Genomic DNA, 23,874 nt, shown 5'->3' on the forward strand with positions numbered 1-23,874 from the left:
CTAGTTGCCGAAATCTGGCGTCCCCAGTCTACGTGAGAGACGTGCGGCGGACGGCCGCGGTTCCCGGTTGACGGTTATTCCCTGCATACTGCCAGCTTCAGGGCCGCAGCAAGGTCCCCCGCCGGACGTACCTCAATCTCCCCAAGCCCAAGCCACTGTGCCATGAGCGCAAGCTCGGCAGCCAGTTGACGCGCCGTGTGGCCCGGGGCATCCGGTTCCGCATAGGCGCCTTGAACCAGCAGCTTACCGCCGGCACGGTCTGCTTTGAGGTCCACCCGGGCAACCAGGTCCTCTCCCAGAAGGAACGGCAGGACGTAGTAGCCGTATCTGCGGGCGGGAGCAGGAGTGTAAATTTCAATCCGGTAGTGGAAGCCGAACAGCTCCTCGAGCCTGCGCCGTTCAAAGACCAGCGAATCGAACGGGCTGAGCAGGGCCTGTCCGGCCGCTGCCCGGGGAACCACGGCCTCCGCGTGCAGGAACGCCGGCTGCTTCCACCCGGCCACCTCCACCTGTTCGAGGATTCCCTTGCGGACCAGTTCCGCCGCGGCGTCGGCGGTTTCCCGCACCGGCAGCCGGAAGTAGTCGGCCAGTCCGCGGACGGTGGCGACGCCGTGTGCCCGGGCAGCGGCCTCGGCCAGCCTCAGTACGGCCTGCTGCGGGTCAGACGGTTCCAAGGCTGCAGCCCCGGCCGGGTGGATCCGGGCGGTGGGCGCGTAGAGACGTTCGAACTGGGGCGTCCGTCCTGCAGAGCTGACCAAGCCCGCGGCAAACAGGTCTTCCAGCACCCGCTTGCCGGCATTCCAGTTCCATCCCCAGTTTGCGGTGGCCCGTTCCGTGCTGTGGCCCAACAGTTCCGCGGTCTGGCGGGACGTGAGGGGCCGGGCTGCCGACTCCAGGATTTCCAGGATGCGCCCGCGCAGGTCCTCGGCCAGCGCCGCCGGCATGGAATGGGCTGTCATCCAGGTCCGCCGCTGAACGGCCCGGAGGTCGGCGAAAAGATCGGGCCGCACATAGCTTGCTTCGTGCGCCCAGTACTCCACCATCCGGCGCGGACGGCGGTTGGCCATCCGGTCCAGATCCGGCTGCCCGTAGGGCCCAAGCCGGGAAAACAGAGGCAGATAGTGGCTGCGGGTCAGAACGTTTACGGAATCGATCTGCAGCAGCGCCAGCCGCTCAAAGGTGCGGCCCACCTGCCTTGAACCAACAAGGCCGGTGGGCCGCGCACGGGCCAATCCCTGCGCCGACAGTGCCGTGCGGCGGGCCTGGCGGAGCGAGAGCTTGGGTTTCATCCACTCATCTTAGGGCGGGGAAACCCTCACGCGGTGGCCCGTTCATCGACGGGCGTTTCAGTGACCCGGTAACCCCGTGTTTCCTCACGCGGCTCCTCGGAGCCTTCAGCGCACTTGGAGTCCAGGGTAATCACACCGTAGGTCCAGCCCCGGCGGCGGTAGACCACCGAGGGGGCTCCCGTGGCTGAATCGACGAACAGGTAGAAATCGTGGCCTACCAGTTCCATGTTGTCCACGGCGTCGTCAAGGCTCATGGGGGCACCCGGGAAAACCTTGCGACGGATCAAAACGGGGCATTCACCGTTGGCCTCTTCCGCTGCGGCGTCATTGCCGGTCGGCTCAGCGGACTCTTCCTCTGCGGTTGAACCCATCTGGGCGTAAAGCGGTTCGGAGGTGCTCACGGGACCCAGATCAGCGGTGGCTACCCGGACCGGCACCGGTGCGTGGCGTCCGTGGTGCACCTTGCGCCTGTCGCTCGCCCTGCGGAGGCGTTCCAGCAGCTTTCCGTACGCGATGTCGAAGGCAGCGAACTTGTCTCCGGACGTTGCTTCGGCGCGAACCACCGGTCCCCGCCCGGTCACCGTGATTTCCACGGTCAGGGCGCTGTCTGCGTCCCGGACGTTCCCTTGCTTCGTGACCCTGGCTTCCACCCGCTGGACTTTGTCGCCGAGCGCTTCGACCTTGCCGATCTTCTCTTCGGCGTACTCGCGGAACCGGTCAGATACTGCAACGTTGCGTCCGCTGATCATGAATTCCATGGTGCCCTCCAATATATTTCGGTGACACAACAACGGCCGCTGCCAGTTTCCTTCACGGCCGTTGCCGCAGGATAACCCCGCTTCTTGAAGCTATCCATACCAACACGTTAGAACACTGCCGACCTTTATTCACGTCCCCCTATTCCGTTTCCATACTCTTGCGGATGCGCCCCCGCAGCGGCACCGGATCCGGGAGAAGTGTTACGTCCCGGGGCTGGTGTGGCAGCCATAACCGCCGCGCAGAAGACCCCCGCACCTTCGGCGCGCAGCGCCCGGACGGTTTCGCCGATGGTGGCCCCGGTGGTGAGAACATCATCAACCACCACACAGCTGACCCCCACGAGGCTGCCCTCCCCGGCACCTCCGGTTCCGCGGCTGCTGCGGGACGGCGCCGCGGTCATGGTGTTGCGGACGTTACGGCGCCGATTCCCACTGCCCAGCCCCTTTTGTGCCAGGCGCCGGCCGTCCGCTGCCGGGCTGCCCGCCCTGCCGGGGAGGAACGGCACGGCGCTCCCGTACCCGCGCACGTAGGACACCAGGGGTGCGGCGGAACACCCGGGCGGCAACAGCCCTGCGCGCTCTAGCCGCCTGATCAGCAGGGCCAGCGGGGCGTAGCCGCGCCGGCGCATGGAACGGGCGGATCCAGGGACCGGGACCAGCACCAGTGTGCGGGAGCCGGACAACCGGAACGCCTCCTGCGCTGCCTCCTGCAGCACCCCGGCCAGCACCGGGACAAGGAAACCGGCCAGGTCCGTGTGTCCGCGGTTCTTGAAAGCGAGCAAGACTCGGGCCAAGTCCCCGCGGTAAGTTCCGGCGGCCAGGACCGGCAGCGGTGCAAACGCTGCAGATTCGGCAGCTTGGGCGGCCGGGAGCGCGGCGGCGCCTTCCTGGACGAAACATGGCCGTATGGTCCCGCGGCGAGCCTTCGCCGCGCAGCTGCTGCACAAGGAACGGTCCGGAGCACCGCAGGCTGCACACGTGACAGGAACGAGCCCTGCGGCAAGTCCGGACAGAGCCGCAGCTGCCACCTGCCCTGCCGGTGAGAAGACCAACCGGTCAAGTGCCCGGCTCGGTGCCGGGAAGGAAAGTGCCGGTAAGGAAATACGCATGCTGCCATGCTGACCCCGCCCGGGCGGCGCCGTCCGCACCGTGGACGGCAAGGTGCACCGCTACTGCCCGCGGGAGCACCGGCCGCCGGCTGTGGAGGAGCGGTGCGGAAGCGTCAGCCCGGGAAGGCCGGGTCCCGCACCCCTTCGGACCGAAGCGCCCAGCTGCTGCCGACCTTGTTGAAGATGCCGGCGTCGGTCTGGATAAAGACGTCCTCGGTACCGTTGCCGGCGCTGAGCCCCAGGATCCCTTCCTTCGGCGCGAGCAGCTGTGCTTCCCGCCCGGGACCAAGGATCACCGGGACGGACTCCTGCGCCCCGGTCCGGACAGCGACAACCGTATCCTCGCTTGCCCACTTCACCCGGTCCACCGCACCCGCTTCCGCCGGCACCTGCAGCGTTGCCGGCGTCGTCAGCGATACCGGAACGCCTTCTGCCGAACGGACGATCCCGGCAATCATCACACTGCTGTTCCCGCCCTGGGCGGCCGCAACCAGTACCCGCGTGCCGTCACGGGAAACCCTGAGCTCGGTGACGCCCAGCCCTTCGAGCCAAGGCGCTGACAGAACTGCTGCCGAGTCACGGTTGCCGCCGGGGGGAATGGCCAGGACCGCGGTGCCGGAACCGGAGGGCTGAGTGGTCCAGACCCACTGTTTCGGATCCACGCTGGGCGCGGTGAACCGGGTGCCCTCGGCCGCTACCCGGACCTCCTGACCCTTTCCGGTAACCAGGAGGGTGTCTTCCTGGCTGTCCAGGAAGGCGATGGTGGCCCCGTCGGCAGACATCGCGGGGCTCCTGGGTCCGTATCCGGCCACCGACGGCACACCCTCGACGGCGGTCGGACCGTCGCCGTAAAAGGCCAGTTCGCCCTGATAGACCACAATCTGGGTGGCGCCGGCTGACGGATCGGCAATGGCGGACCGTACTTCGCCGTTGCCCTTGCCGAGGTCCACGGAATGCCCGCCTTCGGTCATGGCAACCGAAGTGATGTTGTTCAGGCTCCGGAGATTCTGTTGCAGCTGTGCGGTCATCTGCTGCCGGTTCAGGTCGGTGGCGTCGCTCAGCGAATCTGCGGCCAAATCCACGGTGGCTTCTCCGGAGGCCACGGGCACGGCGTCGCGGGCAAGTTCGGTACCGGACGGGAAAGCGCTGACGACGGCGCCCTGCAGGTGGGGTGCCGGCCCCACCAGGACCGCGTTGACGATGTTCGCGGCTATGCCTGCGCGCCGGATGAACCACCGGGTGTCCGGCACCCAGTACTCGTAGTCGCTTGAGTAGAAGTACAGGTTGTGGGCCATAAAGACGGCCGGGAAGCTGGCCAGGGACAGCATGATGCCGTCCGGAACGGCGGTGAGCCGCCACTCGCCGTCTACCTTTTCCGCCTGCACCGGAATGCTCTCGGTGCTTCCCGCAGGTGCTTCGATCCGGATCCCCTGGATGTCAACGGTGCTCTGTACCTCCAGCTGGATCTGGAACAGATTCGGATCCGGAGTAGCGACAACCCGTGAAGAGCGGTAAACAGTGGCCCGCTGGGCCGGAGACCACGTTTCGGCCATCCCCGGGGACAAGAACTGGCGGGCCACGCTGTAGTCGTCGGCGGCCCCCTTGCCTGCCTCCATGAAGCCGCGGATGGTTTCCTGTGCCGTAGCGCCGGCAGCCGGGCCTTCGGGCGAAAAGACCGCTTCCTCCTGCTGCTCGTCTCCGCGCTGGGCGGAGGCGGTGCCCACCGGGCCGACGGTGGGTATGGAGGAGCATCCTGCCAGCGCCAAGGCAGCACCGAGCACCAGGACCAGCAGGCGGGCGAACTGCCCGGGTCCCCGGACAGCGGTTAGCCCAATGGAAGCGTGTGGGGACGGGGCCGGCTCGGCGGACGGCATTGGGCTAAAGGACATCGGTCTCCTCCGAGGAAACTGCCGCGGTCAGTGCCAACGGTCCGGCAGCCGCCTTGCGGGGTGACAGCGGCACTGGCGAGGCTTCGAAGTCCCCTCCGTGGCGCCGCGGAAGCGTAAGCCGGAAGCAGGAACCGTTGCCGGGCTCGCCCCACGCCTCGAGCCATCCGCCGTGCAGCCTGGTGTCTTCGGCCGCAATGGACAGGCCCAGGCCGCTGCCGCCCGTAGTGCGTGCCCGGGCCGGATCCGCCCGCCAGAAGCGGTCGAACACGTGCCCGGCATCTTCCTCGGTCATGCCGATCCCGTGGTCGCGCACGGCAATGCCGACGGCGTCGGCATTTGCGGCCACCGCTATCTCGATGGGCTCGCCCTCCCCGTGTTCCAGTGCGTTGACCAGGAGGTTGCGCAGGATGCGTTCGATGCGCCGCGGATCGGCGTCCACCACGCAACTGGACTCCTTGGAAACAACCGTGACTTCCGAGCCGGAGTTATTCGCCAGCGGTTCGGTGGCGTCCATGACGTCGCGCACAATGTGGAAGACATCGGTGGGTTCAAGGTCCAAAGCTGCGGCGCCGGCGTCGAACCGGGAGATCTCCAGCAGGTCGGCCAGCAGCGCCTGGAAGCGTTCCACCTGGTGGTAGAGCAGTTCCGTGGAGCGCCGGTACATGGGGTCGAAGCTTTCGCGGGCATCGTAGAGGACCTCGGCAGCCATGCGTACGGTGGTGAGCGGGGTCCGCAGTTCGTGCGAAACATCCGAGACGAAAACCTGCTGCATACGGGAGAGTGTAGCGAGCTGGGTGATCTGGTCCTGCAGGGTTCCGGCCATGTGGTTGAAGGACGCCGCGAGGCGCGCCACTTCGTCCTCTCCCTTGACTTCCATGCGCTCCTGCAGCTCGCCGGCGGCCAGCTTCTCCGACACTGCCGCCGCGTCGCTGACTGCGCCCAGGCCGGCCTTGGCCACAATCCAGGCAATAGTGCCGCTGATGGCCAGCAGCAGGAACCCGGCGATCCAGAGGATGCGGTGGATTTTGTTGAGCGTCTCCTGCATGGAGGACAGGTCATAGATCAGGTAGAGCGCGTACTCCGCATTGTTCGGCGGCAGCGTGACCTTGGTGCCAAAGGCGATACCGGGTTCGCCGTGGGCCAGCTCAAGCGGGGACCAGTAGACGTTGCCGGCGTCGGCGTCGCCGGCTTTGCCCGCGGCGACGGCGTCGCTCAGGGCCACCGGGATTCCGCCGGCAGTAATGTTGCCGCTGTTAATGGAGTAGTTCACAAACAGCGGGTCGTTGGTGGGCAGCGGGGTCAGGAGATAGGTCCGCTGGGCGTCCGCCCCCTGCCCCTGCAGCAGTGGAAGCGTGTCCATGACCAGTCGGTCGGTGCTCTCCCGGTCGCTGGCCGTGGTGTCCCGGAAGTTGTTCTTCACGTTGGACAGGCCGGTGGTGGCTTCGGTCTGGAACTGGGCCAGGCGTTCCTCGTAGAGGGAACCGGCTATCTGGTGCGAGAGGAAGGCTCCGATGCCCGCACCGGCGAGTGCCACCAGCAGCAGGGTGGACACGACGGTCTTGAACTGCAGGGACCGCCGCCACTGCCGCGCGATCCGGTGCAGCGTCGCTCGGCGGACGGTTTCGCGCAGGCGCCGGGCGGCCTGCAGTGACTTGTTGAGGATCGGGGATTTCCCGGCCGCCCCGGCCAGGAATCCCGGCAACTTAGCTCTGGCCCGCTTTGTATCCGACACCGCGCACCGTCAGTACAATCTCGGGTGCTTCGGGGTCGCGTTCAATCTTGGAGCGGAGCCTCTGCACATGCACATTCACCAACCGCGTGTCCGCAGCGTGGCGGTATCCCCAAACCTGTTCCAGGAGCATTTCCCGGGTGAAAACCTGCCACGGCTTGCGTGCCAGCGCCACGAGCAGGTCGAACTCAAGCGGAGTCAGCGAAATGCTGTCTCCGCCACGGGAGACGGAGTGGCCCGCCACGTCGATGGACACTTCGCCGATACGCAGCGTTTCCGGGGACTTCTGGTCGCCCGGGCGCAGCCGCGCCCGGACCCGGGCCACCAGCTCGGCGGGCTTGAACGGCTTGGGCACGTAGTCGTCGGCTCCCGATTCCAAGCCGCGTACGACGTCGGCCGTGTCGGATTTCGCGGTGAGCATCACGATGGGGGTATCGGCTTCGCTGCGGATCTGCCGGCATACTTCGATACCGTCGATACCGGGCAGCATCAGGTCCAGCAGCACGAGGTCGGGCTTGCTGTTCCGGAAGATTTCCAGTGCCGAGGAGCCGTCTGCGCAGAACACCGGTTCGAACCCGTCGTTGCGCAGCACAATGCCGATCATTTCGGCCAATGCCTCGTCGTCGTCTACGACCAGTATGCGTGACTTCATAGCTCCCTGTTTCGCTGCTTGCGTCCGTCCGCGCGCAGTTGCGCGCTGGGGCCAGCAGTCCTGGCGGCTGCCGCTCCCCCAAGGCGTGCGTTGCCGCCCAAGTTAATCCCTATCATCCTAGAGGACACAAATACGGCCGCGGCTCGCCTCCTGTGCCGATTCGGGGCCGGATAACTATAGTCGAGGTAATTATCACGACTGGCTGCGGGGGAAACGGGTCAAATGAGCGAGCAGGAACACACTGGGCCGGGCAACGGACCGGACGCCGGTCCGGGTACACCGGGTCCGCCGGCTGCTCCAGGGGCAGCAGATGGTACCCCCGGTGCGTGGCAGCAGCCTGCCCCTAACCAGTGGGGCCAGCAGCAACCCGCCCCCAACCAGTGGGGCCAGCAGCAGCCTGCCCCTAACCAGTGGGGCCAGCAGCAACCCGCCCCCAACCAGTGGGGCCAGCAGCCCAACCAGTGGGGCCAGCAGCCCAACCCGTGGGGCCAGCAGAACCCGTGGGGACAGCCGAACCCGTGGGGACAGCCGAACCCGTGGGGACAGCCCGCAGGCGGGCCCATGCCTCCTGGTGCGTACATGCCCCCGCCCAAGCCGGGCATCGTCCCGCTGCGCCGGCTGGGCGTGGGCGAAATCCTGGACGGCGCCTTCCGTGCCTGCCGTCGCAGTGCCGCGGCGACGTTCGGCAGCGCGCTGCTGATCCAGGCTTTCATAGCGCTCGTCACGGTTATCCTCGGTTTCATTTTCGGTGACCAGATCGTCATCGACCCCGTGACGGGTGACTTGTCAGATGCCGGCATGTCCGACGACGAGGTGCTTGGGTCCACGCTCAGCATCCTGTCCCTGTTCGGCTGGGTGGCGTTGGGAAACACGGCCGGAGCCCTGCTGATCCAGGGCCTTATGGTGATCCCGGTGGCCCGCGCCGTGCTGAACCTCAAGACCGGTTTCGGCCAAACGTGGCGGATCCTGGGTCCGGTACTGCTCCGCCTGGCCGGACTCATACTGTTGCTGATGGCCGCATTCCTTGCCGCCTTCACCCTGCTGGTCCTGCTTTTCAGCCTGGTCATCTACATGCTGGGCGACGCGGGAATCGTCGTCACGGTCCTCGGTTCGCTGGCTTCGATAGCCCTCCTCGCGTGGGTATCGGTAAAACTCATGGTGGCCCCTGCGGTACTGGTCCTGGAAGGAACCGGCGTGTTTCGTTCCCTGGCCCGGGCCTGGCAGGTGACACGGACAAACTGGTGGCGCGTCTTCGGGGTGCTGTTGCTGACCGGACTGATCACTTCGGTGCTGATGCAGGTCCTGAGTGTCCCGCTCGGCCTCATCACGTCCCTGTCACTCGGCGCGGACCCGGCAAACAGCGGCACGTTCGCGCTGCTCATGACAGCGCTTTCGCTGCTGGTTGCCGGCATCGCCTATACCTTCCAGGGTGCCGTGACTGCCCTGCTTTACGTGGACCTGCGGATGCGGCGTGAAGGGTTCGATATCGCCCTGATGAGGGAGCAGGAGAATCCCCGCATCCAGGACCCCGATTTCCTGCCGGGCAGGGCCGCGCCGGCCGCGCCCGGCGGCACCTACCCCGGCCCGGGAATGCCATGATTCCCACCCGGGTTCCCGGTGACGTGCCGGTGGATCCCGAGTCGGACCAGGCACGGGAATGGCTAAGCGATGAAATGTCCCGGGACATCTATGCAGACGCCGAACCAGGGCTGCTTCAGCGTGCGTGGAAGGCCGTGACCGAGTGGCTGGGCGATTTGCTCGACGGACTGGAGGGCCTCGACGCCGGGCCGGGGACGCTGGTCCTGGCGCTGGCCGCCGCGGCGGTTGCCGTCATTGTTGTCCTCATATTCCGGCCCCGCTTCTCCTCCGCCGCGAAAAAACCCGGGAAAGTCTTCGCGCAAGACCTGATCGAAGCTGCGCAGCAGCACCGTGCACGCGCCGAACAGGCCGAGGCTGCGCAGCGCTGGGACGAGGCACTCGCGGAACGGTTCCGCGCCATGGTCCGGTCCGCCGAGGAGCGGGTCGTCTTCGAGGCGCGCCCTTCGCGGACCGCTGCCGAAGCAGGCGCCGCCCTGGCGTCGGCGTTCCCCGAAGCCCGTACGGAACTCCTGTGGCTTGGCCGGCGCTTTGATGAGGTCATGTACGGTACTGAGCACGCTTCCTCCGACGACTGCCGGCGGGCCGCCGCGCTGGACGGGGCATTGGAATCCGCCCGTCCTGCCTTGTCCCCCGAACCTGCCATGGCGGCACCCCGGTGACCGGTACGCGCACCCCCTCTCCCCCGGTCCCCGCCGGCCTGCCCGGCCTGCCCGGCCTGCCCGCAACGGATACCGGCGGGAGCCCCGGGGGATCACCCGCAGTCCGTGCTGCCGGCCCGGGCCGGGTGCTTGGCTGGTTCCGCCGGCACCGGGTCCTGCTGGCACTGGTCCTGGTCCTGGCCGTTGTGGCGGCCCTCTCGGTCTTTGCCCGCCCCCGGCAGGACAGTGAGCCCCTGTCGCCGGACAACGCGGCTCCGGACGGTGCCATGGCAGTCGCGGAGGTCCTGGCCGGCCAAGGCGTAAAAGTGCAGCATCCGCAGGACCTGGCCGAGGCCTATGCCGCCCTGGACGCGAACCCCGGTGCCACGCTGCTGTTCCTGGACCCCCGGGAGTTCCTCAACAGCGGGCAGCGCGAAGAACTTGCTGACGAGGCGGGGCGGGTGGTCCTGGTGGCGCCGTCCTTTGCGCAACTGTCGGATTTCGCACCCGACATCCGTCCCGCCGGTGTCGTACCCGACGACGCCGCCGGGCAAAGTGCCGAAGCGCGCTGTTCCGACGAAGACGCCCAGGCTGCCGGCACAGTCAGCGCCGGAGGCCAAAGCTACCGCGGCCCGGTGACCTGTTTCCCCTCGCCGGGCGCGGAGGGAACCGACCCGGCGGGGTCCTACGCCGCTACCAAGGGCGGGAGCGCCGTCGTCCTGGGCAGCCCGGACCTGATCGCCAACGCCACTGTGACGGACGAGGGCAACGCTGCCCTTGCCCTGCGCTCGCTGGGCGCGGACGAAACCCTGGTGTGGTATCAGGCCGGGCCGCAGGACATCGCTGCCGCAGAGCGGCCAGCGGACCCCTTCGACTATCTGCCTCCCTGGGTTTATCCGCTGGGGGCCTGGCTGGTGCTGGTTGCCGGATTGGCCGCCTTCTGGCGCGGGCGCAGGCTCGGGCCGCTGGCCGAGGAACCGCTGCCCGTGGTGGTGCCCGCTGCGGAGACGGTTGAGGGCCGTGCCCGCCTCTATAGGGGCAGCAACGCCGTGAGCCATGCAGCGGCAAACCTGCGGGCAGCAGCCATGACGCGGATGGCAGCGCATCTGCGGCTGGGACCGGGGGCCGACGCCGACGCAGTAACAATGGCCGCAGCCTCCGCCACCGGCCGCAGTTATACCGCGGTCGACCACCTGCTCAACCAATCGATGCCGGGGACAAGCGCCGAACTGGTGCGCTGGACCTGGGACCTGCAAGACCTAGAGGAAGAAGCAACGTCATTATGAGCCAGCAGTACGAGCCCTACCCGGCGGCGCCCGCACCTCGGTCCTCAAACGGAGCCGCAGCCGCGCCGCCCCTGCCTCCGGGCGGCGACCCCGTCCGGGCCGCCCTGGCCCAGGTCCGCCGTGAAGTGGGCAAGGCGGTGGTGGGGCAGGACGCTGCCGTGACCGGCCTGATCATTGCCCTGCTGGCTCGGGGCCACGTGCTGCTGGAGGGTGTGCCCGGCGTGGCCAAGACACTCCTGGTCCGGGCCCTGTCCGAAGCGTTGAGCCTGGACACGAAACGGGTGCAGTTCACTCCTGACCTGATGCCCGGCGATGTCACCGGCTCGCTGATCTATGACAACCGCTCCTCCGGGTTCTCCTTCCGGGAAGGACCCGTTTTCACCAATATCCTGCTGGCAGACGAAATCAACCGCACGCCGCCAAAAACTCAGGCTTCCCTGCTGGAAGCCATGGAGGAGCGGCAAGTAACGGTGGACGGGACAACCCGTGCCCTGCCCGAACCGTTCATTGTCGCGGCTACGCAGAACCCCGTGGAGTACGAGGGGACCTACCCGCTCCCCGAGGCGCAGCTGGACCGTTTCCTGCTGAAAATGACGTTGGACCTGCCCGGGCGGGAGGATGAGATCGAAGTGATCCGCCGGCACAGCAGCGGCTTCGATCCGCGCAACCTTGCGGCCGCTGGTGTACGGCCCGTCGCGTCGGCGCGGGACTTGGAACTGGCCCGCGAAGCCGTAGCCCGGGTGGCCGTGGCCCCGGAAGTCCTGGCCTACATAGTGGACGTGGTGCGTGCCACCCGGTCCGCGCCGTCCTTCCAGCTGGGCGTCTCCCCGCGCGGGGCCACAGCGCTGCTGAACACGGCACGTGCCTGGGCCTGGCTTTCGGAGCGTACATTCGTCACCCCTGACGATGTGAAGGCCCTGACCCTTCCGGCCCTGCGGCACCGGGTGGCGCTTCGGCCCGAAGCCCAAATGGACGGCGTCAGCGTTGACCAGGTGCTGGGAAGCATCCTGGCGACCGTCCCGGTACCCCGGTAACCGGGACTTCGGATGGCTGTTTCCGGACGGTTGGTCCTGCTGGCGTTTCTTGGCGCCGGTGCCGTAATCCTTTATCCCGGGACTGCGTCCATTCTCCTGTGGCTGCTCTTCCTTGCTGCCGCGGCAACCCTGGACCTGCTCCTGGCTGCCCCGGTGAAGTCCCTGCGGATAGACCGGCGGCTGCCGGACAGTGTGCGCCTGACCGAGGCGACGGTCGGCACCCTGGTGGTGCGCAACACCGCAGGACGGTCGCTGCGGGCGGTGATCCGGGATGCCTGGCAGCCCTCCGCCGGGGCGCGGGACCCCGAGCAGCGGCTGGCGGTCCCCGCGGGTGAGGCCCGCCGGATGGACGTGCATCTTCAGCCGGCTCGGCGGGGCGTGCTGACCAGCAGTTCCGTGGCAGTGCGCAGTTTCGGCCCGCTGGGACTGGCTGCCCGGCAGCGCACGCTTCCGGTGGCCGCGCAGTTGAGGGTGCTGCCGCCGTTCCGGTCCAAACGGCACCTGCCCTCCAAGCTGCGGCGGCTGCGCGAACTGGACGGCAACACCTCCGTCCAGCTGCGCGGGGCCGGCACGGAATTCGATTCCCTGCGCGAATACGTGCGCGGCGACGATGTCCGTTCCATCGACTGGCGCGCCACCGCCCGCAGGCGGGAAACCGTGGTGCGGATCTGGCGGCCGGAACGGGACCGCCGGGTGGTCATAGCCCTGGATACCTCCCGGACTTCGGCGGCCCGGATCGAGGACGAACCGCGGCTGGACACCGGCATCGAGGCATCGCTCCTGCTCGGCGTGCTGGCCGGCAGCAGCGGTGACCGCGTGGATTTCCTGGCCTTCGACCGCCGCATCCGGGCGAGGGTGGATTCGGGCGGCAAGGGAAATATGCTGAGTCGGCTGGCCACGGCCACCGCCCCGTTGACCCCCGAGCTCATCGAAGCGGACTTTTCCCTGCTCCCCGCTGCAGTGCAGCAGATCTCGGGCCGCCGCTCCCTGGTGGTGCTGATTACCGCCCTTGACTCGGGCGCATTGGAAGAGGGCCTGCTTCCGGTACTGCCCCGGCTGCTGGAGAAGCACGTGGTGGTGGTTGCCTCGGTCCGGGACCCCGGCCTGGACGAGCTGCGCAGGGCCGGCGGCACGACGTCGTCGGTGTTCCGCGCCGCTGCCGCCGAACGCGCGCTGCTGGACCGGGCTGCCATGGGGGAACAGCTGCGTTCAATGGGCGCCGAAGTGGTGGACGAACCGCCGCACGAGCTGCCGCCGAAACTCGCGGATATGTACATTCGGCTCAAGGCCGCCGGGAGGCTGTAAGAATTAAGCATGGTGTCCGTCTACCGCACCGTCCTGGGCTCCTCCTTCGAGCGGCTGCAACCCGAACTCCGGGAATATTTCGGCCTGCACGCAGGCTCCGGGTGGTTCGGTGAGGGCACCGGCGTGTTCAGCCGGGCGGGCTGCCCGCGGCGCTGGCTGCGGCCCCTGCTGCCGCTGGTCCCGGTGGCCAACGCCTTTTTCCCCGACTACGGGGAGGACATCCCCTTCACCATCCGCAACTACCCGCATCTGGACCCCTGGGGCCGGCCGGCACTGACCGCGGTGCGGACCTTCGGGTTTCCGGGCGTGCAGCGCATCTTTGAGGACACCACGGTGCTGACGGCGCCGGGGGTGCTGACCGACTATCTGGGCCGGCGCCGCAATATGGCTACGGACCTGCTGCTTCGGGTATCCCCAGACGGACACCTGCACATGGATTCACCGGGCAGCCGCCTGTTCCTCGGCCGGCTGCGCCTGCCCCTGCCGCGCTTCGCCGGAGCGGATGCCCGGGTGGAGCAGTGGTGGGACCCCGCACAGCAGCACTTCCGGATCAGCGCCCGGGTGGTGCAGCGGCAGGTGGGTACGGTGTTCGAGTATGACGGCGCCTTCACCTACGCCTACCGGGAGTTCGACGGCGTGCTGCCGGCCGGCGCGGAACCGGACCGCTGGGAGCGCCGCACCTAGGGTTGCGCAATCCGGTATCCGGTTAACCCTCTGCTGCCACCTGGTCCAGGGCTGAGGCTGTCTGCGTCAGCCGGGCCAGGACCTTGCGGGCAGCGTCCGGTGACAGGCCGGCCAGGTCCGCTGCCGGCAGCAGCCCCAGTGACGGCAGGTCCTTCACGGAGAGTCCGAGCTTGCGCCAGGGGCGCAGCACCTTTTCCGCCAGGGCCGTGACCTGGGGAAGCGGCGCTCCGGCAGGCGGGAGGGACAGCACGCCGAGCCATACCCGCTCTCCGTTTTCCACCGCCTCGGCGATGCCCTCCCAGTCCCGGGCGTCGAGCCCGTCGGTGACCAGGGCCGTACCCTGCACTCCGGCGCTGCGGGCCAGCTCGAACGGGGACTGGACACCGGAACGCAGCGGGCCGAACTCCCCGGCACGCGGCAGCGCCAGCACGGTGTCCGCCCCGGCAGCACCAATCGCCTCGCGCAGCTGCTGCCAGGCGGCGGCAACCTCCCCCGATGCCACGGAGCGCAGCGTACGGTAGCCGCTGGCCGTGGGGATACCTCCGGCGAGGATGGCGGCGATCTCCGGTTCGTCCACCTGCACCGTGATGCGGGCGCCGGGCACGGACGAGGCGGCCCGGGAAATGTAGCTTCCGACTCCGGCCGCAAGTGACTGCGCCAGTTCCCGCCGCGCACCGGCGTCGGCAAGGGCCCGTTCGCCGTTATGCAGGTGCAGGTTCGCGGCCAGGGACAGCGGCCCCCGCAGGGAAATCTTCAGTGCGTGCCCCGGGGACTCCTCGGCACCGGCTACGTCGGCCAGCGCATTCAGGTCCTGGCCGAGCAGTGAGACCGCACGCCGGTGCTCCTTGCCCGGGCGTTCCACGAGGCGCCAGCCGTGCGGCTGGATGTCCGCAAAGAGGTCAACCAGCAGGGAGGCGGAACGCCCCACGGCCTCCGCTTCCGGGCCCCGCTGGGGCAGTTCCATCAGGAACGGGAGATGCGGATCCCCCAGCTCACCGCGGATAACCCGGCTGGATTCCACCGGATCGGTTCCCGGCCAGCCGCCGGCCGCGCTTGCGGTGACGGTGCCGTTGCGGGTTGGAGCTTGCTGCGCCGGCTGAATCTGCCCCTGGGGGGTCCTGTCCTGCTCAGGCATCGGTGGCACCCGCGGACGCAGAGCCGGACTCAGGGCCGGCCGCGGGCCCGGCGGGTCCGCCGTTGCGCGTCTGGGAGATGGCCTGATGGTGGCGGATGACCTCACGGATGATGAAGTTCAGGAACTTCTCCGCGAACGCTGGATCCAGGTGCGCATCTGCCGCCAGCCGGCGCAGCCGGGCAATCTGCGCCACTTCGCGTCCCGGGTCCGCCGGCGGCAGGTGGTGCTCGGCCTTGAGGTGGCCCACCCGCTGGGTGGCCTTGAACCGCTCGGCCAGCAGATACACCAAGGTGGCATCGATGTTGTCGATGCTGCTGCGCATGGCGAGAAGTTCGTCCATAACGTCCTGGGCGACTTTCCCGGAGAGGGAGCTTGCCCGCGGATCGAATTCTTCGTCCGGTGATTCAGGTCCTGTATGGCTCATTGGACCAGTTTAGGCGGCAACGCTTAACCCCCGCGGCACGTTACGTACGGCCGTGCTAGGAAACCGCGGCCGGATCCCACTCTAGGGACCGGGCCGAGTCGATGGTTGCCTGGCCCAGCACCCGCGTGCCCTGGTACAGAACCATGGACTGGCCGGGGGCCACCCCGCGCATCGGTTCGGTGAGCCGGACCACCAGTTCCCCGCGTACCGCGCCGGTCGCTTCATCGGCCACGTCTTCCATCCAGCCGGTGGCCGCGACGGGGTCGCCGTGGGCGCGGACCTGTACCGTGCAGTCGAACCGGGTGCGGGCGGCGATCTCGGGGATCGGCACACCGGCCCAGGAAATCTTGGTCCCGCGCATCTGGTCGATGTTCAGCAGCTGCTCCGGTCCGACGACAACCTTGTTTTCCTTGGGCCGGATCTCCAGCACGAAGCGCGGTTTGCCGTCCGCCGCCGGAGTGCCGAGCTTCAGGCCGCGGCGCTGGCCCACGGTGTAGGCGTTTGCGCCGGGGTGGGTGCCGAGCTTCTGGCCCGTTTCGTCGACGATGTCGCCTTCGGACATGTCGATGCGCTCTTCGAGCCAGCCGCGGGTGTCGCCGTCGGGAATGAAGCAGATGTCGTGGCTGTCCGGCTTGTTGGCCACGGACAGGCCGCGGCGTTCGGCTTCGGCCCGCACTTCGGCCTTGGACGGGGTTTCCGCCAGGGGGAACATGCAGTGCCGCAGCTGCTCTTCGGTCAGCACGCCGAGCACATAGGACTGGTCCTTCGCCCAGTCCGCGGCGCGGTGCAGTTCCGGGTTGCCCTCCGTGTTGGTGATGACCTTGGCGTAGTGGCCGGTGCAGACGGCGTCGAAGCCCAGGGCCAGTGCCTTCTCCAGCAGCGCGGCGAACTTGATCCGTTCGTTGCAGCGCATGCAGGGATTGGGTGTGCGGCCGGCGGCGTATTCGGCCACGAAGTCGTCCACCACATCTTCCTTGAACCGCTCCGAGAAGTCCCACACGTAGTAGGGGATGCCCAGGATGTCGCAGGCCCGCCACGCGTCCCGGGAGTCCTCGATGGTGCAGCAGCCGCGGCTGCCGGTACGCAGGGTTCCCGGCATCCGGGACAGCGCCAGGTGGACCCCGACGACGTCGTGCCCTGCCTCCACTGCCCGTGCCGCTGCCACAGCGGAGTCCACTCCGCCGCTCATTGCTGCCAAAACCTTCATGAAGTCAAACCTGTTCCTGCTGTCTGGATGCTGCTTACGTGTCCGGCCATCCCGGCCTTCTTGGCCCGCTCATATGCTTCGGGCAGTACCTGCAATAACGTGTCAACGTCTTCGGCCGTGGTTGTATGCCCGAGGCTGAACCGCTGCGCTCCGCGGGCCTCGGTTTCGCTCAGCCCCATGGCGAGCAACACATGCGAAGGCCGCGGCACCCCGGCAGTGCAGGCCGAGCCGGTGGAGGATTCCACGCCGGCCAGGTCCAGGAGGAAAAGCAGCGAGTCCCCCTCGCATCCGGGGAAGGTGAAGTGAGCGTTGCCCGGCAGCCGGCGCCCGCCGTCGTCGTCGCGCACACCGCGCAGCACGGCGTCCGGGATGGCCCGCTCGACGCCGGTGATGAGGTAGTTCCGCAGGGTGCGCAGGCGTTCAGTCTCGTCCCCCAGATGCTCGACGGCGTCTTGGGCTGCCGCCGCGAACGCCGCGACGCCGGCCGTGTCCAGGGTGCCCGAGCGAATGTCGCGCTCCTGTCCTCCCCCGTGCAGGACCGGTGTGAGCTTGACCGACCGGCCCACCACCAGTGCCCCGGTGCCTACCGGTCCGCCAATCTTGTGGGCGCTCAGCGCCATGGTGTCCAGCCCGGAGGCACGGAAATCCACGGGCACGGCGCCGAAGGCCTGGACCGCGTCGGAATGCACCGGCACACCGTATTCGTGCGCCAGGGCGGCAACGGTCCGCACATCCTGCACGGTGCCGACCTCGTTGTTGGCCCACATAAGCGTGAGCAGGGCGATGCTGTCGGCGTTGGCTTCGAGCTCCCGGCGGACTGCGTCAAGGGAAATAACGCCCTCACCGTCCACCGGGATCCATACCGGGACGGCACCTTCGTGCTTTTCCAGCCATTCCACGGTGTCGAGCACGGCGTGGTGTTCGATGCCGGAGACCAGGATCCGGGTGCGGGCCGGATCGGCGTCGCGGCGGGCCCAGAACAGGCCCTTCACGGCCAGGTTGTCCGCTTCGGTGCCGCCGGACGTAAAGATGATTTCGGAGGAGTGGCAGCCTGCGGCGGCAGCAAGGATCTCCCGCGATTCCTCCACCACCATCCGGGCGCGCCGGCCCGAACCGTGCAGGGACGAGGGATTGCCGCTGCGGCTGAGTTCTGAAGTGAGTGCGGCGAGGGCCGAAGCCGAAATCGGCGTGGTCGCCGCGTGATCTAGATACACGGGCACCAGCTAATTCTAGCCGCCATAGCGGTCAGCACCCATTCGGCGGGCTGGGATTTTCCTGAGGGTTGGCCCACAGGTGCCGCCGCGCGCGGCGGGCTTCGGGATATCATCCTGCCGTGCGGCCAACCCCAACACCCCCGCTGACTGTTCCCCCGGGCCCGCCCGCGGACCGGAACACGGTCCTTGCCCACCTGGCCCGGGTGCTCCTGGCGCTGCAGCCCTCCTCCCGGTTGCTGATGGCCGTTGACGGCGTTGACGGCGCCGGGAAGACCACTTTCGCCGACGAACTCGCTTCTGCCCTCCGCGCGTCCGGCGCAGCCGAACCCCGCCAGGTCCTGCGGGTGGGCCTTGATGATTTCCACAACGTGCGCGGGGTCCGCTACCGGCTCGGCCGCAGCTCACCGGACGGCTTCTGGCTCGATTCCTACAATCTGGGCCAGTTCAAGGAGTACGTGCTGGACCCCTTGACCAAGGGGGCGCCGGCATTCCGGGACCGCGGCCATGACCTCGAGACTGATGCGGTGCTGGACCCGGCTCCGGTGCCGGCAGCACCCAACGCCGTCGTCCTGGTTGACGGGATGTTCCTGCACCGGGACGAACTGCGGAACTTCTGGGACTGCTCCGTGTTCCTGGACGTACCGTTCACGGTGACCGCTGCCCGGCTGGCTGTACGCGACGGTTCACCCTCAGTGCACCCGCACCGCCCGGGCCGGGACCGGTACGTGGGCGGGCAGCAAAGGTACTTCGCCGCAGCGGATCCGGCCGCCCGGGCGTTTCTGGTGCTGGAGAACTCCTGCGAAAGGACGCTGCAGGTGATTGATCCGGCAAACGCGACGTACCGGGCGGGGTAACAGCCGGTCGGGGAAACAGCCGGGGAAAGTGAACAGCAGCGGTCGGTAGAATTGCCGCACTGGACCCCGAACCGTGCCGAAAGGAACCGCCGTGAGCCCGTCAGGCCGGACACTCTATGAGGTCTTGGGCCTGCTGCCCGGGGCGTCAGCTGCTGAAATCAAGTCCGCCTACCGGAAGGCTGCCCGCCAGACGCACCCCGACCACGGCGGCGACAGCGAGCGCTTCGACCGGGTTGCCGGTGCATACCGGGTGCTTTCCGATCCGGTTCGGAAAGCCGCCTATGACCGGCAGCTGGGCAGTGCCGGCAGTGCCCCGGCACGCAGCAGCGCGGCACGAACGGGCCGGGCTGCCGGAGAGGCCGCTGCCCCCGGCGCCGCAGCCGGCAGGACGGCAGCAGCGGATCTGGACCTTCCTCCGGTGTTTGTCCCGGACTTCTCCCCGCAGAATCCGCCGCTCATCCCCCTGACCATGGCCGGGCAGCAGATCCACGGCGCTCCCCGCCGTCCCGGCTTCTTCTCCCGGCTCGGCTCCACCGGCAGCCGGTTCGACGCCGAGAACCTCACCATTGCGCTGCTGGACCGGGAGCTGCTGGACGAGTACCCCGCCGCGCGGCTGGTCAACGGGCTGCACATTCCCGACGCCGGGCCGCGGGGCGGGAACCTCGACGTCGGCCATGTGCTGCTGGGCGGCTACCGGATGGCGGTCCTGGGCTCGCTTATGGCCGCTCCCGGGAACTACCGGTGGGACGGACGGCATCTGCTGCACCGCGGACGGGAAGTGTCCACGCTGCGGCTCGCCGATGCGGTGCGGACCATGCAGGCCCGCTTTCCCACCTGCAATGTCGCCGGCTGGCTGGTCCTCCACAGCCCCAACGGCAACCCGTTCGAGCCCATCATCGATTACCCGCCCACTTTGAGCAGGTCCGCGCCCGCCACCCTGCACACAGCCAACCCGGGCGGCCTGGTCCGGGAGCTCCGCCGGTTCTTCGCCGAAGGGCCGACGCCGAACACGGTCCAGCTGCCCGTGCTGGGCCCGCTCATTGACGCTTCGGCACGCTGAGCCGTGCGTCTGCCCGGCCGGTGCCGGGCTTAGGATGGAGCTGTGTTCCGCATCCTTTTCCACTCCCCTGAAATCCCGGGCAACACGGGAAACGCCATCCGCCTTGCCGCCATTACCGGCGCCGAACTCCACCTGGTGGAGCCGCTGGGCTTCAGCCTGGAGGACTCCAAGCTGCGCCGCGCCGGCCTGGACTACCACGACCTCGCCGTCCTCCACGTGCACAAAAGCCTCGAGGACGCCTGGGAAGCCCTCGCACCGGAGCGGGTCTATGCCTTCACTTCCGACGGCGATACGTCTTACACCGATATCGAGTATCGTGCCGGTGACGTGCTGATGTTCGGCCGCGAGTCGGTGGGACTATCAGATGAGGTAAAGAAGGACCCGCATGTCACCGCACGGGTACGGTTGCCCATGCTGCCGACGCTGCGGTCCCTGAACCTGGCAAATTCCGCATCCATTGCCGTTTACGAAGCCTGGCGCCAGCATGGCTTCGCCGGTGCCCAGCTCTAGCTAAGGACATATCCCATGCCTGCACGCCACATCGGCACTGCCTACGACGACGGCGCCGCGGACTTTGAGCGCCTCGCACCATCGCTGTGGAATCCCATGGGCAATGCGCTTGCGGCGGCTGCGGACATCAGCCTGGGCGACCGCGTCCTGGATGCGTGCTGCGGCAGCGGTGCCACCACCATCCCTGCCGCCCAGTTCGCCGGACCCGATGCGACCGTTGACGGTGTCGACCTCAGCGGAGAGCTGCTGGCCCTGAACCAGGCGAAGGCGGACACCCTGTCCCTGAACGGCGTGCGGCTTTTCAAGGCCGATGCCGCTGGATGGCAGTCCGGGGATCCCTACGACGCCGTCCTCTGCGCCTACGGGCTTTTCCTCCTGCCCCAGATGGACGCCGCTGCGGCCCACCTGGTTTCGCAGCTGCGCTCCGGCGGACGGTTTGCCCTCAGCGTGTGGCAGGAAGGCGCCGGGTCCCCCTTCAGCGAACTGCTGTGGAAGGCCTGCCTGCAGGAACGTCCGGAACTGGCCGATGCCCCGCAGCCGAAGACGGACAACCTCCGGCGGATCAACACGCCGGAGAAACTTTCGGCCTGGCTCGAGTCCCTCGGCCTCACCGACGTGGCGGTAACCCCCACGCAGGGACGGGTCCAGCTCAGCGGTTCGCTGGCGTGGTCCCTGGTCATGGGCAGCACCTTCCGCGAACTCCTGCCTTCCGCGCCGGACGCGGTGGAACGGGTGCGTACAAACTTCCTGGCCGAACTCGGTGAGGACTTCGAGCTGAACGCCGACACCCTGATCGCCACCGGCGTCCGCCCCTAAGAGGGGCTGGCCGGCCCGGAGGGGGCTGGCCAGCCCGGCAGCCGGTTTAGAACCCGGCGATCGTCTCGGGCGTATTGACGCCCACCACGTGGAAGACCTCGGCACTGGAGCCCTCGGACATACCGTGGCGGCGTGCGTTGTCCTGCAGGAACCGGCGCACCGAGGTGTCCATGCCCTCAATGTCCGGGTGCTGGCTGGCATGCACCCGGATGGCGGCGAGCTTGGTGTCCACGGTGGCGCTGACATCCACGGCCCGGTTCTCCCGCTCACGCGGCGCACCGTAGAACCACAGCCACGGCACCTTGTACGCCTGAAGTCCCCGCTCGGCCAGTTCGGGATAGGCGAAGGGGTTCTCCGCCGCGGGATACACCGCCCGGGTCACTATTTCGCCGCAGGCGAGGTGGTCCGGATGGCTGGCCTGCAGGCGGTCCCAGTTCCGTTCCGGGTGCATTGCCAGCACTACGTCCGGCCGTACCCGGCGGATCTGCTCCACTGCCCGGGCGATCACCGAATGGTTCACCTCCAGGTAGCCGTCCCGCTCCCCCAGGAACACCACGTCCTGGGCCCCCACTGCGCGGGCTGCGGCGCGCTGTTCCTCGCTGCGCAGCTCACTGACCCCGGTGCGGTCCGCGGGGTCGAATCCCCCGGCGTCCCCGGAGGTCATGATGCAGTACGTGATCCGGGCGCCGTCGGACGCCCAGCGGGCCAGCGTGCCGGCGGCACCGAAATCAATGTCATCCGGGTGGGCGGCGAAGGCCAGGACCCGGCCGGGCGTCGGGAACTGGTCCACGCTAGGCCCTGCGCTTCCGGATTTCCGCGGCCGCCTGCGGCAGGACCGAGAACACGTCGCCCACCACGCCGAAGTCGGCAATTTCGAAGACCGGTGCATCGGCGTCCTTGTTTACCGCCACAATTACCTGCGCTGTCTGCATGCCCGCCTTTTGCTGGATCGCCCCGGAAATGCCGGCGGAAATGTACAGCTGCGGAGACACGGTCTTGCCGGTCTGGCCCACCTGCGCGGAGTGCTCTATCCAGCCGGCATCCGTGGCAGCGCGGGACGCTCCCACGGCCCCGCCCAGCAAATCCGCAAGCTCTTCGACGGGACCGAAGTTCCCGTCCATGCCGCGGCCGCCTGCCACAATCACCCGCGCTTCGGCCAGTTCGGGCCGCCCGCTGACACGTTTGCCGGTACGCCCGGTCACCCGTGCCGCGGGGCCGGCCTCGGGAACCGGCAGCTCGATCCGGGCCGGTGCACCGGCTTCGACGGCGTCGGCGGGCTCAACGCTGTTGGCCTTCACCGTGATGATCGGCGTTCCGGCCTGCACCCGGCACGTGGAGGTCCAGGACCCGGCCAGCACCGACTTGGTGACGGCGAGATCGGGGGCAACGGCAACGGCGTCGGTAATCACGCCGGAGCCCAGTTTGATCCCGGTGCGAGCGGCAATTTCGCGGTCTTCGAAGGAATTGCCCAGCAGGATCGCGGCCGGCTGCTCCGCGGTGGCCGCTTCGGCAAGGAAGGCCGCCTTGGCGGCAACCAGGACGGTATCCAGGTCTCCGGCAGGCTCGTAAACCTTCCGTGCGCCGTGCGCAGCCAGCGCTTCCGCCAGTTCCGTCTCCAGCGGTCGGGCGGAGGCAACCACCGGTTCACCCACGCTGCCCGCAAGGGTCAGCAATTCGCGGGCGGCCCGCGGCAGGGGCAGGGCAGGGACATCTAGGAAAACGAGGACGGACGCCATGGGATGCGCTCCTTCGGGACGTGGGCGGCGGCGCGCGGGAAGCGCCGGTGCAAGGGTCGGGGGGTCTAGATCAGTTTCTGCGCGGCAAGGTAGTCCACCAGCTGCACGCCGGCCGATCCGTCGTCGGTAATGATGGTTCCCTGTGAACGGGGCGGCCGGGGTGCCGACGCGGCGACGGTGGTCCAGGCCCCGTCGCGGCCCACCTGGCCGGCCTCAATGCCCAAGTCTGCGAGGCTGAGCACCCGTACGGTCTTTTTCTTCGCGGCCATGATGCCCTTGAAGTTGGGGTAGCGCGGATCGTTGGCCTGGTCCGTCACCGAGACCAGCGCCGGCAGCGGCGCCTCGACCGTCTCAGTAAAGGAGTCGCCGTCGCGGCGGGCCTTGACGAGCGGGCCGTCAGCGCTGTCGGCTACCTCCAGCTCGGACGCGAAGGTTACCTGCGCCAGCTGAAGCCGTTCGGCCAGCTGCGCCGGCACCAGGGAAGTCTCACCGTCGGTGGATGCCATCCCGCTGATGACCAGGTCCACCGGCCCGTCTGCGTCGGCGATGGCGCGTACGGCCGCGGCGAGCGCGAGCGACGTCCCGGCGGCGTCGGAGCCGGCCAGGGCTTCGTCGGAGAGGTGGACGCCGGAGTAGGCACCGATCTGCAGGGATTTCTTGACGGCGTTGACGGCTGCGGCCGGTCCCATCGAGAGGGCAGTGACGCGGTTTCCTGCCGCTTCGCCGCCTCGTGCCTCGGCCAGCTGCAGGGCCGCTTCCAGCGCGTATTCGTCCAGCTCGGAAAGGATGCTCTCGGAGCGGTCCAGGGTGTGTCCCGGGCCGGTGAGGTGCCGGTCAAACTGTGCGTCGGGGACATGCTTTACCAAAACAACAATGTTCAGCGGACGGTTGGCTGCTTCCTGCATTCCGCGCCTTTCCGGTAGGAAATCGGTTCCCGGCGGCCGGG

Annotated in this window: 23 protein-coding genes; 10 read left to right on the top strand and 13 right to left on the bottom strand. The window is 68.2% G+C overall.

The genetic code is table 11. The annotated features are described in order from the left end of the window. Positions 1-74: 74 nt before the first annotated feature. The 6 genes from QNO06_RS12240 to mtrA all read right to left on the bottom strand — a co-directional run bounded on the left by QNO06_RS12240 (position 75) and on the right by mtrA (position 7,426). The gene (locus QNO06_RS12240) at positions 75-1,289 is read right to left on the bottom strand and encodes a winged helix-turn-helix domain-containing protein (RefSeq protein WP_227913697.1); all 1,215 of its coding nucleotides are present in this window, start codon (positions 1,287-1,289) and stop codon (positions 75-77) included. A gap of 26 nt (positions 1,290-1,315) precedes the next feature. After that, positions 1,316-2,047, bottom strand: coding sequence for a ribosome hibernation-promoting factor, HPF/YfiA family (gene hpf / locus QNO06_RS12245; protein ID WP_227913696.1), 732 nt, complete (start codon positions 2,045-2,047; stop codon positions 1,316-1,318). 125 nt (positions 2,048-2,172) lie between these two features. Further along, a complete protein-coding gene (locus QNO06_RS12250) occupies positions 2,173-2,841 on the bottom strand; it encodes a ComF family protein (RefSeq protein WP_227913693.1) in 669 nt (222 codons plus the stop codon). A 428-nt stretch (positions 2,842-3,269) separates the two neighbouring features. Further along, positions 3,270-5,045, bottom strand: a complete 1,776-nt coding sequence (locus QNO06_RS12255; RefSeq protein WP_227913691.1) for an LpqB family beta-propeller domain-containing protein — start codon at positions 5,043-5,045, stop codon at positions 3,270-3,272. Continuing rightward, positions 5,035-6,747, bottom strand: coding sequence for an MtrAB system histidine kinase MtrB (mtrB, locus tag QNO06_RS12260; RefSeq protein WP_229957505.1), 1,713 nt, complete (start codon positions 6,745-6,747; stop codon positions 5,035-5,037). The genes QNO06_RS12255 and mtrB overlap by 11 nt, the downstream gene beginning before the upstream one ends. 1 nt (position 6,748) lies before the next feature. Further along, entirely contained in the window at positions 6,749-7,426 is a 678-nt protein-coding gene (mtrA, locus tag QNO06_RS12265; protein WP_227913687.1) for an MtrAB system response regulator MtrA, read from the bottom strand. A gap of 222 nt (positions 7,427-7,648) precedes the next feature. On the opposite strand from mtrA, the gene QNO06_RS12270 reads away from it, so the two are divergent. From QNO06_RS12270 to QNO06_RS12295, 6 genes are read left to right on the top strand one after another with little or no spacing between them, the layout of a single operon-like run. Continuing rightward, a complete protein-coding gene (locus QNO06_RS12270; RefSeq protein ID WP_269437437.1) occupies positions 7,649-9,025 on the top strand; it encodes a hypothetical protein in 1,377 nt (458 codons plus the stop codon). Beyond that, positions 9,022-9,684 carry a DUF4129 domain-containing protein gene (locus QNO06_RS12275; protein WP_227913685.1) on the top strand — a complete coding sequence of 221 codons (663 nt, stop codon included), beginning with the start codon at positions 9,022-9,024 and terminating at the stop codon, positions 9,682-9,684. Before QNO06_RS12270 ends, QNO06_RS12275 begins: the two co-directional genes overlap by 4 nt. Continuing rightward, positions 9,681-10,949: a DUF4350 domain-containing protein gene (locus QNO06_RS12280; protein ID WP_227913684.1), complete on the top strand. Its 1,269-nt coding sequence runs from the start codon at positions 9,681-9,683 to the stop codon at positions 10,947-10,949. The genes QNO06_RS12275 and QNO06_RS12280 overlap by 4 nt, the downstream gene beginning before the upstream one ends. Next, positions 10,946-11,983 (top strand): AAA family ATPase, encoded by a 1,038-nt coding sequence (locus QNO06_RS12285; RefSeq protein ID WP_227913683.1) that lies wholly within the window; start codon positions 10,946-10,948, stop codon positions 11,981-11,983. The genes QNO06_RS12280 and QNO06_RS12285 overlap by 4 nt, the downstream gene beginning before the upstream one ends. 12 nt (positions 11,984-11,995) lie before the next feature. After that, on the top strand, positions 11,996-13,288 hold the full coding sequence (locus QNO06_RS12290) for a DUF58 domain-containing protein (RefSeq protein WP_227913682.1): 1,293 nt from the start codon (positions 11,996-11,998) through the stop codon (positions 13,286-13,288). Between the two features lie 9 nt (positions 13,289-13,297). After that, the gene (locus QNO06_RS12295) at positions 13,298-13,972 is read left to right on the top strand and encodes a DUF4166 domain-containing protein (protein ID WP_227913681.1); all 675 of its coding nucleotides are present in this window, start codon (positions 13,298-13,300) and stop codon (positions 13,970-13,972) included. Positions 13,973-13,994: 22 nt separating this feature from the next. On the opposite strand, the gene QNO06_RS12300 is transcribed toward QNO06_RS12295, so the two are convergent. Genes QNO06_RS12300 through QNO06_RS12315 form a run of 4 tightly spaced genes read right to left on the bottom strand, consistent with a single transcriptional unit; the run spans position 13,995 to position 17,958 of the window. Beyond that, positions 13,995-15,107 (bottom strand): uroporphyrinogen decarboxylase/cobalamine-independent methonine synthase family protein, encoded by a 1,113-nt coding sequence (locus tag QNO06_RS12300; protein WP_227913679.1) that lies wholly within the window; start codon positions 15,105-15,107, stop codon positions 13,995-13,997. Further along, positions 15,100-15,531: a chorismate mutase gene (locus tag QNO06_RS12305; protein WP_227913676.1), complete on the bottom strand. Its 432-nt coding sequence runs from the start codon at positions 15,529-15,531 to the stop codon at positions 15,100-15,102. Before QNO06_RS12305 ends, QNO06_RS12300 begins: the two co-directional genes overlap by 8 nt. Positions 15,532-15,586: 55 nt before the next feature. Then, entirely contained in the window at positions 15,587-16,738 is a 1,152-nt protein-coding gene (gene mnmA, locus QNO06_RS12310) for a tRNA 2-thiouridine(34) synthase MnmA (RefSeq protein WP_227913674.1), read from the bottom strand. Beyond that, entirely contained in the window at positions 16,735-17,958 is a 1,224-nt protein-coding gene (locus QNO06_RS12315; RefSeq protein ID WP_227913673.1) for a cysteine desulfurase family protein, read from the bottom strand. The genes mnmA and QNO06_RS12315 overlap by 4 nt, the downstream gene beginning before the upstream one ends. A gap of 113 nt (positions 17,959-18,071) precedes the next feature. Here QNO06_RS12315 and QNO06_RS12320 point away from each other — a divergent pair, with 113 nt between their 5' ends. The 4 genes from QNO06_RS12320 (at position 18,072) to QNO06_RS12335 (ending at position 21,192) form a co-directional block, all read left to right on the top strand. Then, on the top strand, positions 18,072-18,806 hold the full coding sequence (locus tag QNO06_RS12320) for a nucleoside/nucleotide kinase family protein (RefSeq protein WP_227913672.1): 735 nt from the start codon (positions 18,072-18,074) through the stop codon (positions 18,804-18,806). Positions 18,807-18,897: 91 nt separating this feature from the next. Continuing rightward, positions 18,898-19,866 carry a J domain-containing protein gene (locus QNO06_RS12325; RefSeq protein WP_227913670.1) on the top strand — a complete coding sequence of 323 codons (969 nt, stop codon included), beginning with the start codon at positions 18,898-18,900 and terminating at the stop codon, positions 19,864-19,866. A 42-nt stretch (positions 19,867-19,908) separates the two neighbouring features. Continuing rightward, entirely contained in the window at positions 19,909-20,376 is a 468-nt protein-coding gene (locus QNO06_RS12330; protein ID WP_227913669.1) for a tRNA (cytidine(34)-2'-O)-methyltransferase, read from the top strand. A gap of 15 nt (positions 20,377-20,391) precedes the next feature. Further along, complete coding sequence (locus QNO06_RS12335) at positions 20,392-21,192, top strand: class I SAM-dependent methyltransferase (protein WP_227913667.1); 801 nt, start codon at positions 20,392-20,394, stop codon at positions 21,190-21,192. A gap of 46 nt (positions 21,193-21,238) precedes the next feature. On the opposite strand, the gene QNO06_RS12340 is transcribed toward QNO06_RS12335, so the two are convergent. From QNO06_RS12340 to QNO06_RS12350, 3 genes are all read right to left on the bottom strand, one after another. Beyond that, positions 21,239-21,982, bottom strand: a complete 744-nt coding sequence (locus QNO06_RS12340; protein WP_227913666.1) for a PIG-L deacetylase family protein — start codon at positions 21,980-21,982, stop codon at positions 21,239-21,241. Between the two features lies 1 nt (position 21,983). After that, positions 21,984-22,928, bottom strand: coding sequence for an electron transfer flavoprotein subunit alpha/FixB family protein (locus QNO06_RS12345; RefSeq protein ID WP_227913664.1), 945 nt, complete (start codon positions 22,926-22,928; stop codon positions 21,984-21,986). A gap of 65 nt (positions 22,929-22,993) precedes the next feature. Further along, positions 22,994-23,833 carry an electron transfer flavoprotein subunit beta/FixA family protein gene (locus QNO06_RS12350; protein WP_227913662.1) on the bottom strand — a complete coding sequence of 280 codons (840 nt, stop codon included), beginning with the start codon at positions 23,831-23,833 and terminating at the stop codon, positions 22,994-22,996. Positions 23,834-23,874: the final 41 nt, after the last annotated feature.

The sequence above is a fragment of the Arthrobacter sp. zg-Y20 genome, assembly GCF_030142075.1.
Taxonomy (GTDB): Bacteria; Actinomycetota; Actinomycetes; order Actinomycetales; family Micrococcaceae; genus Arthrobacter_B.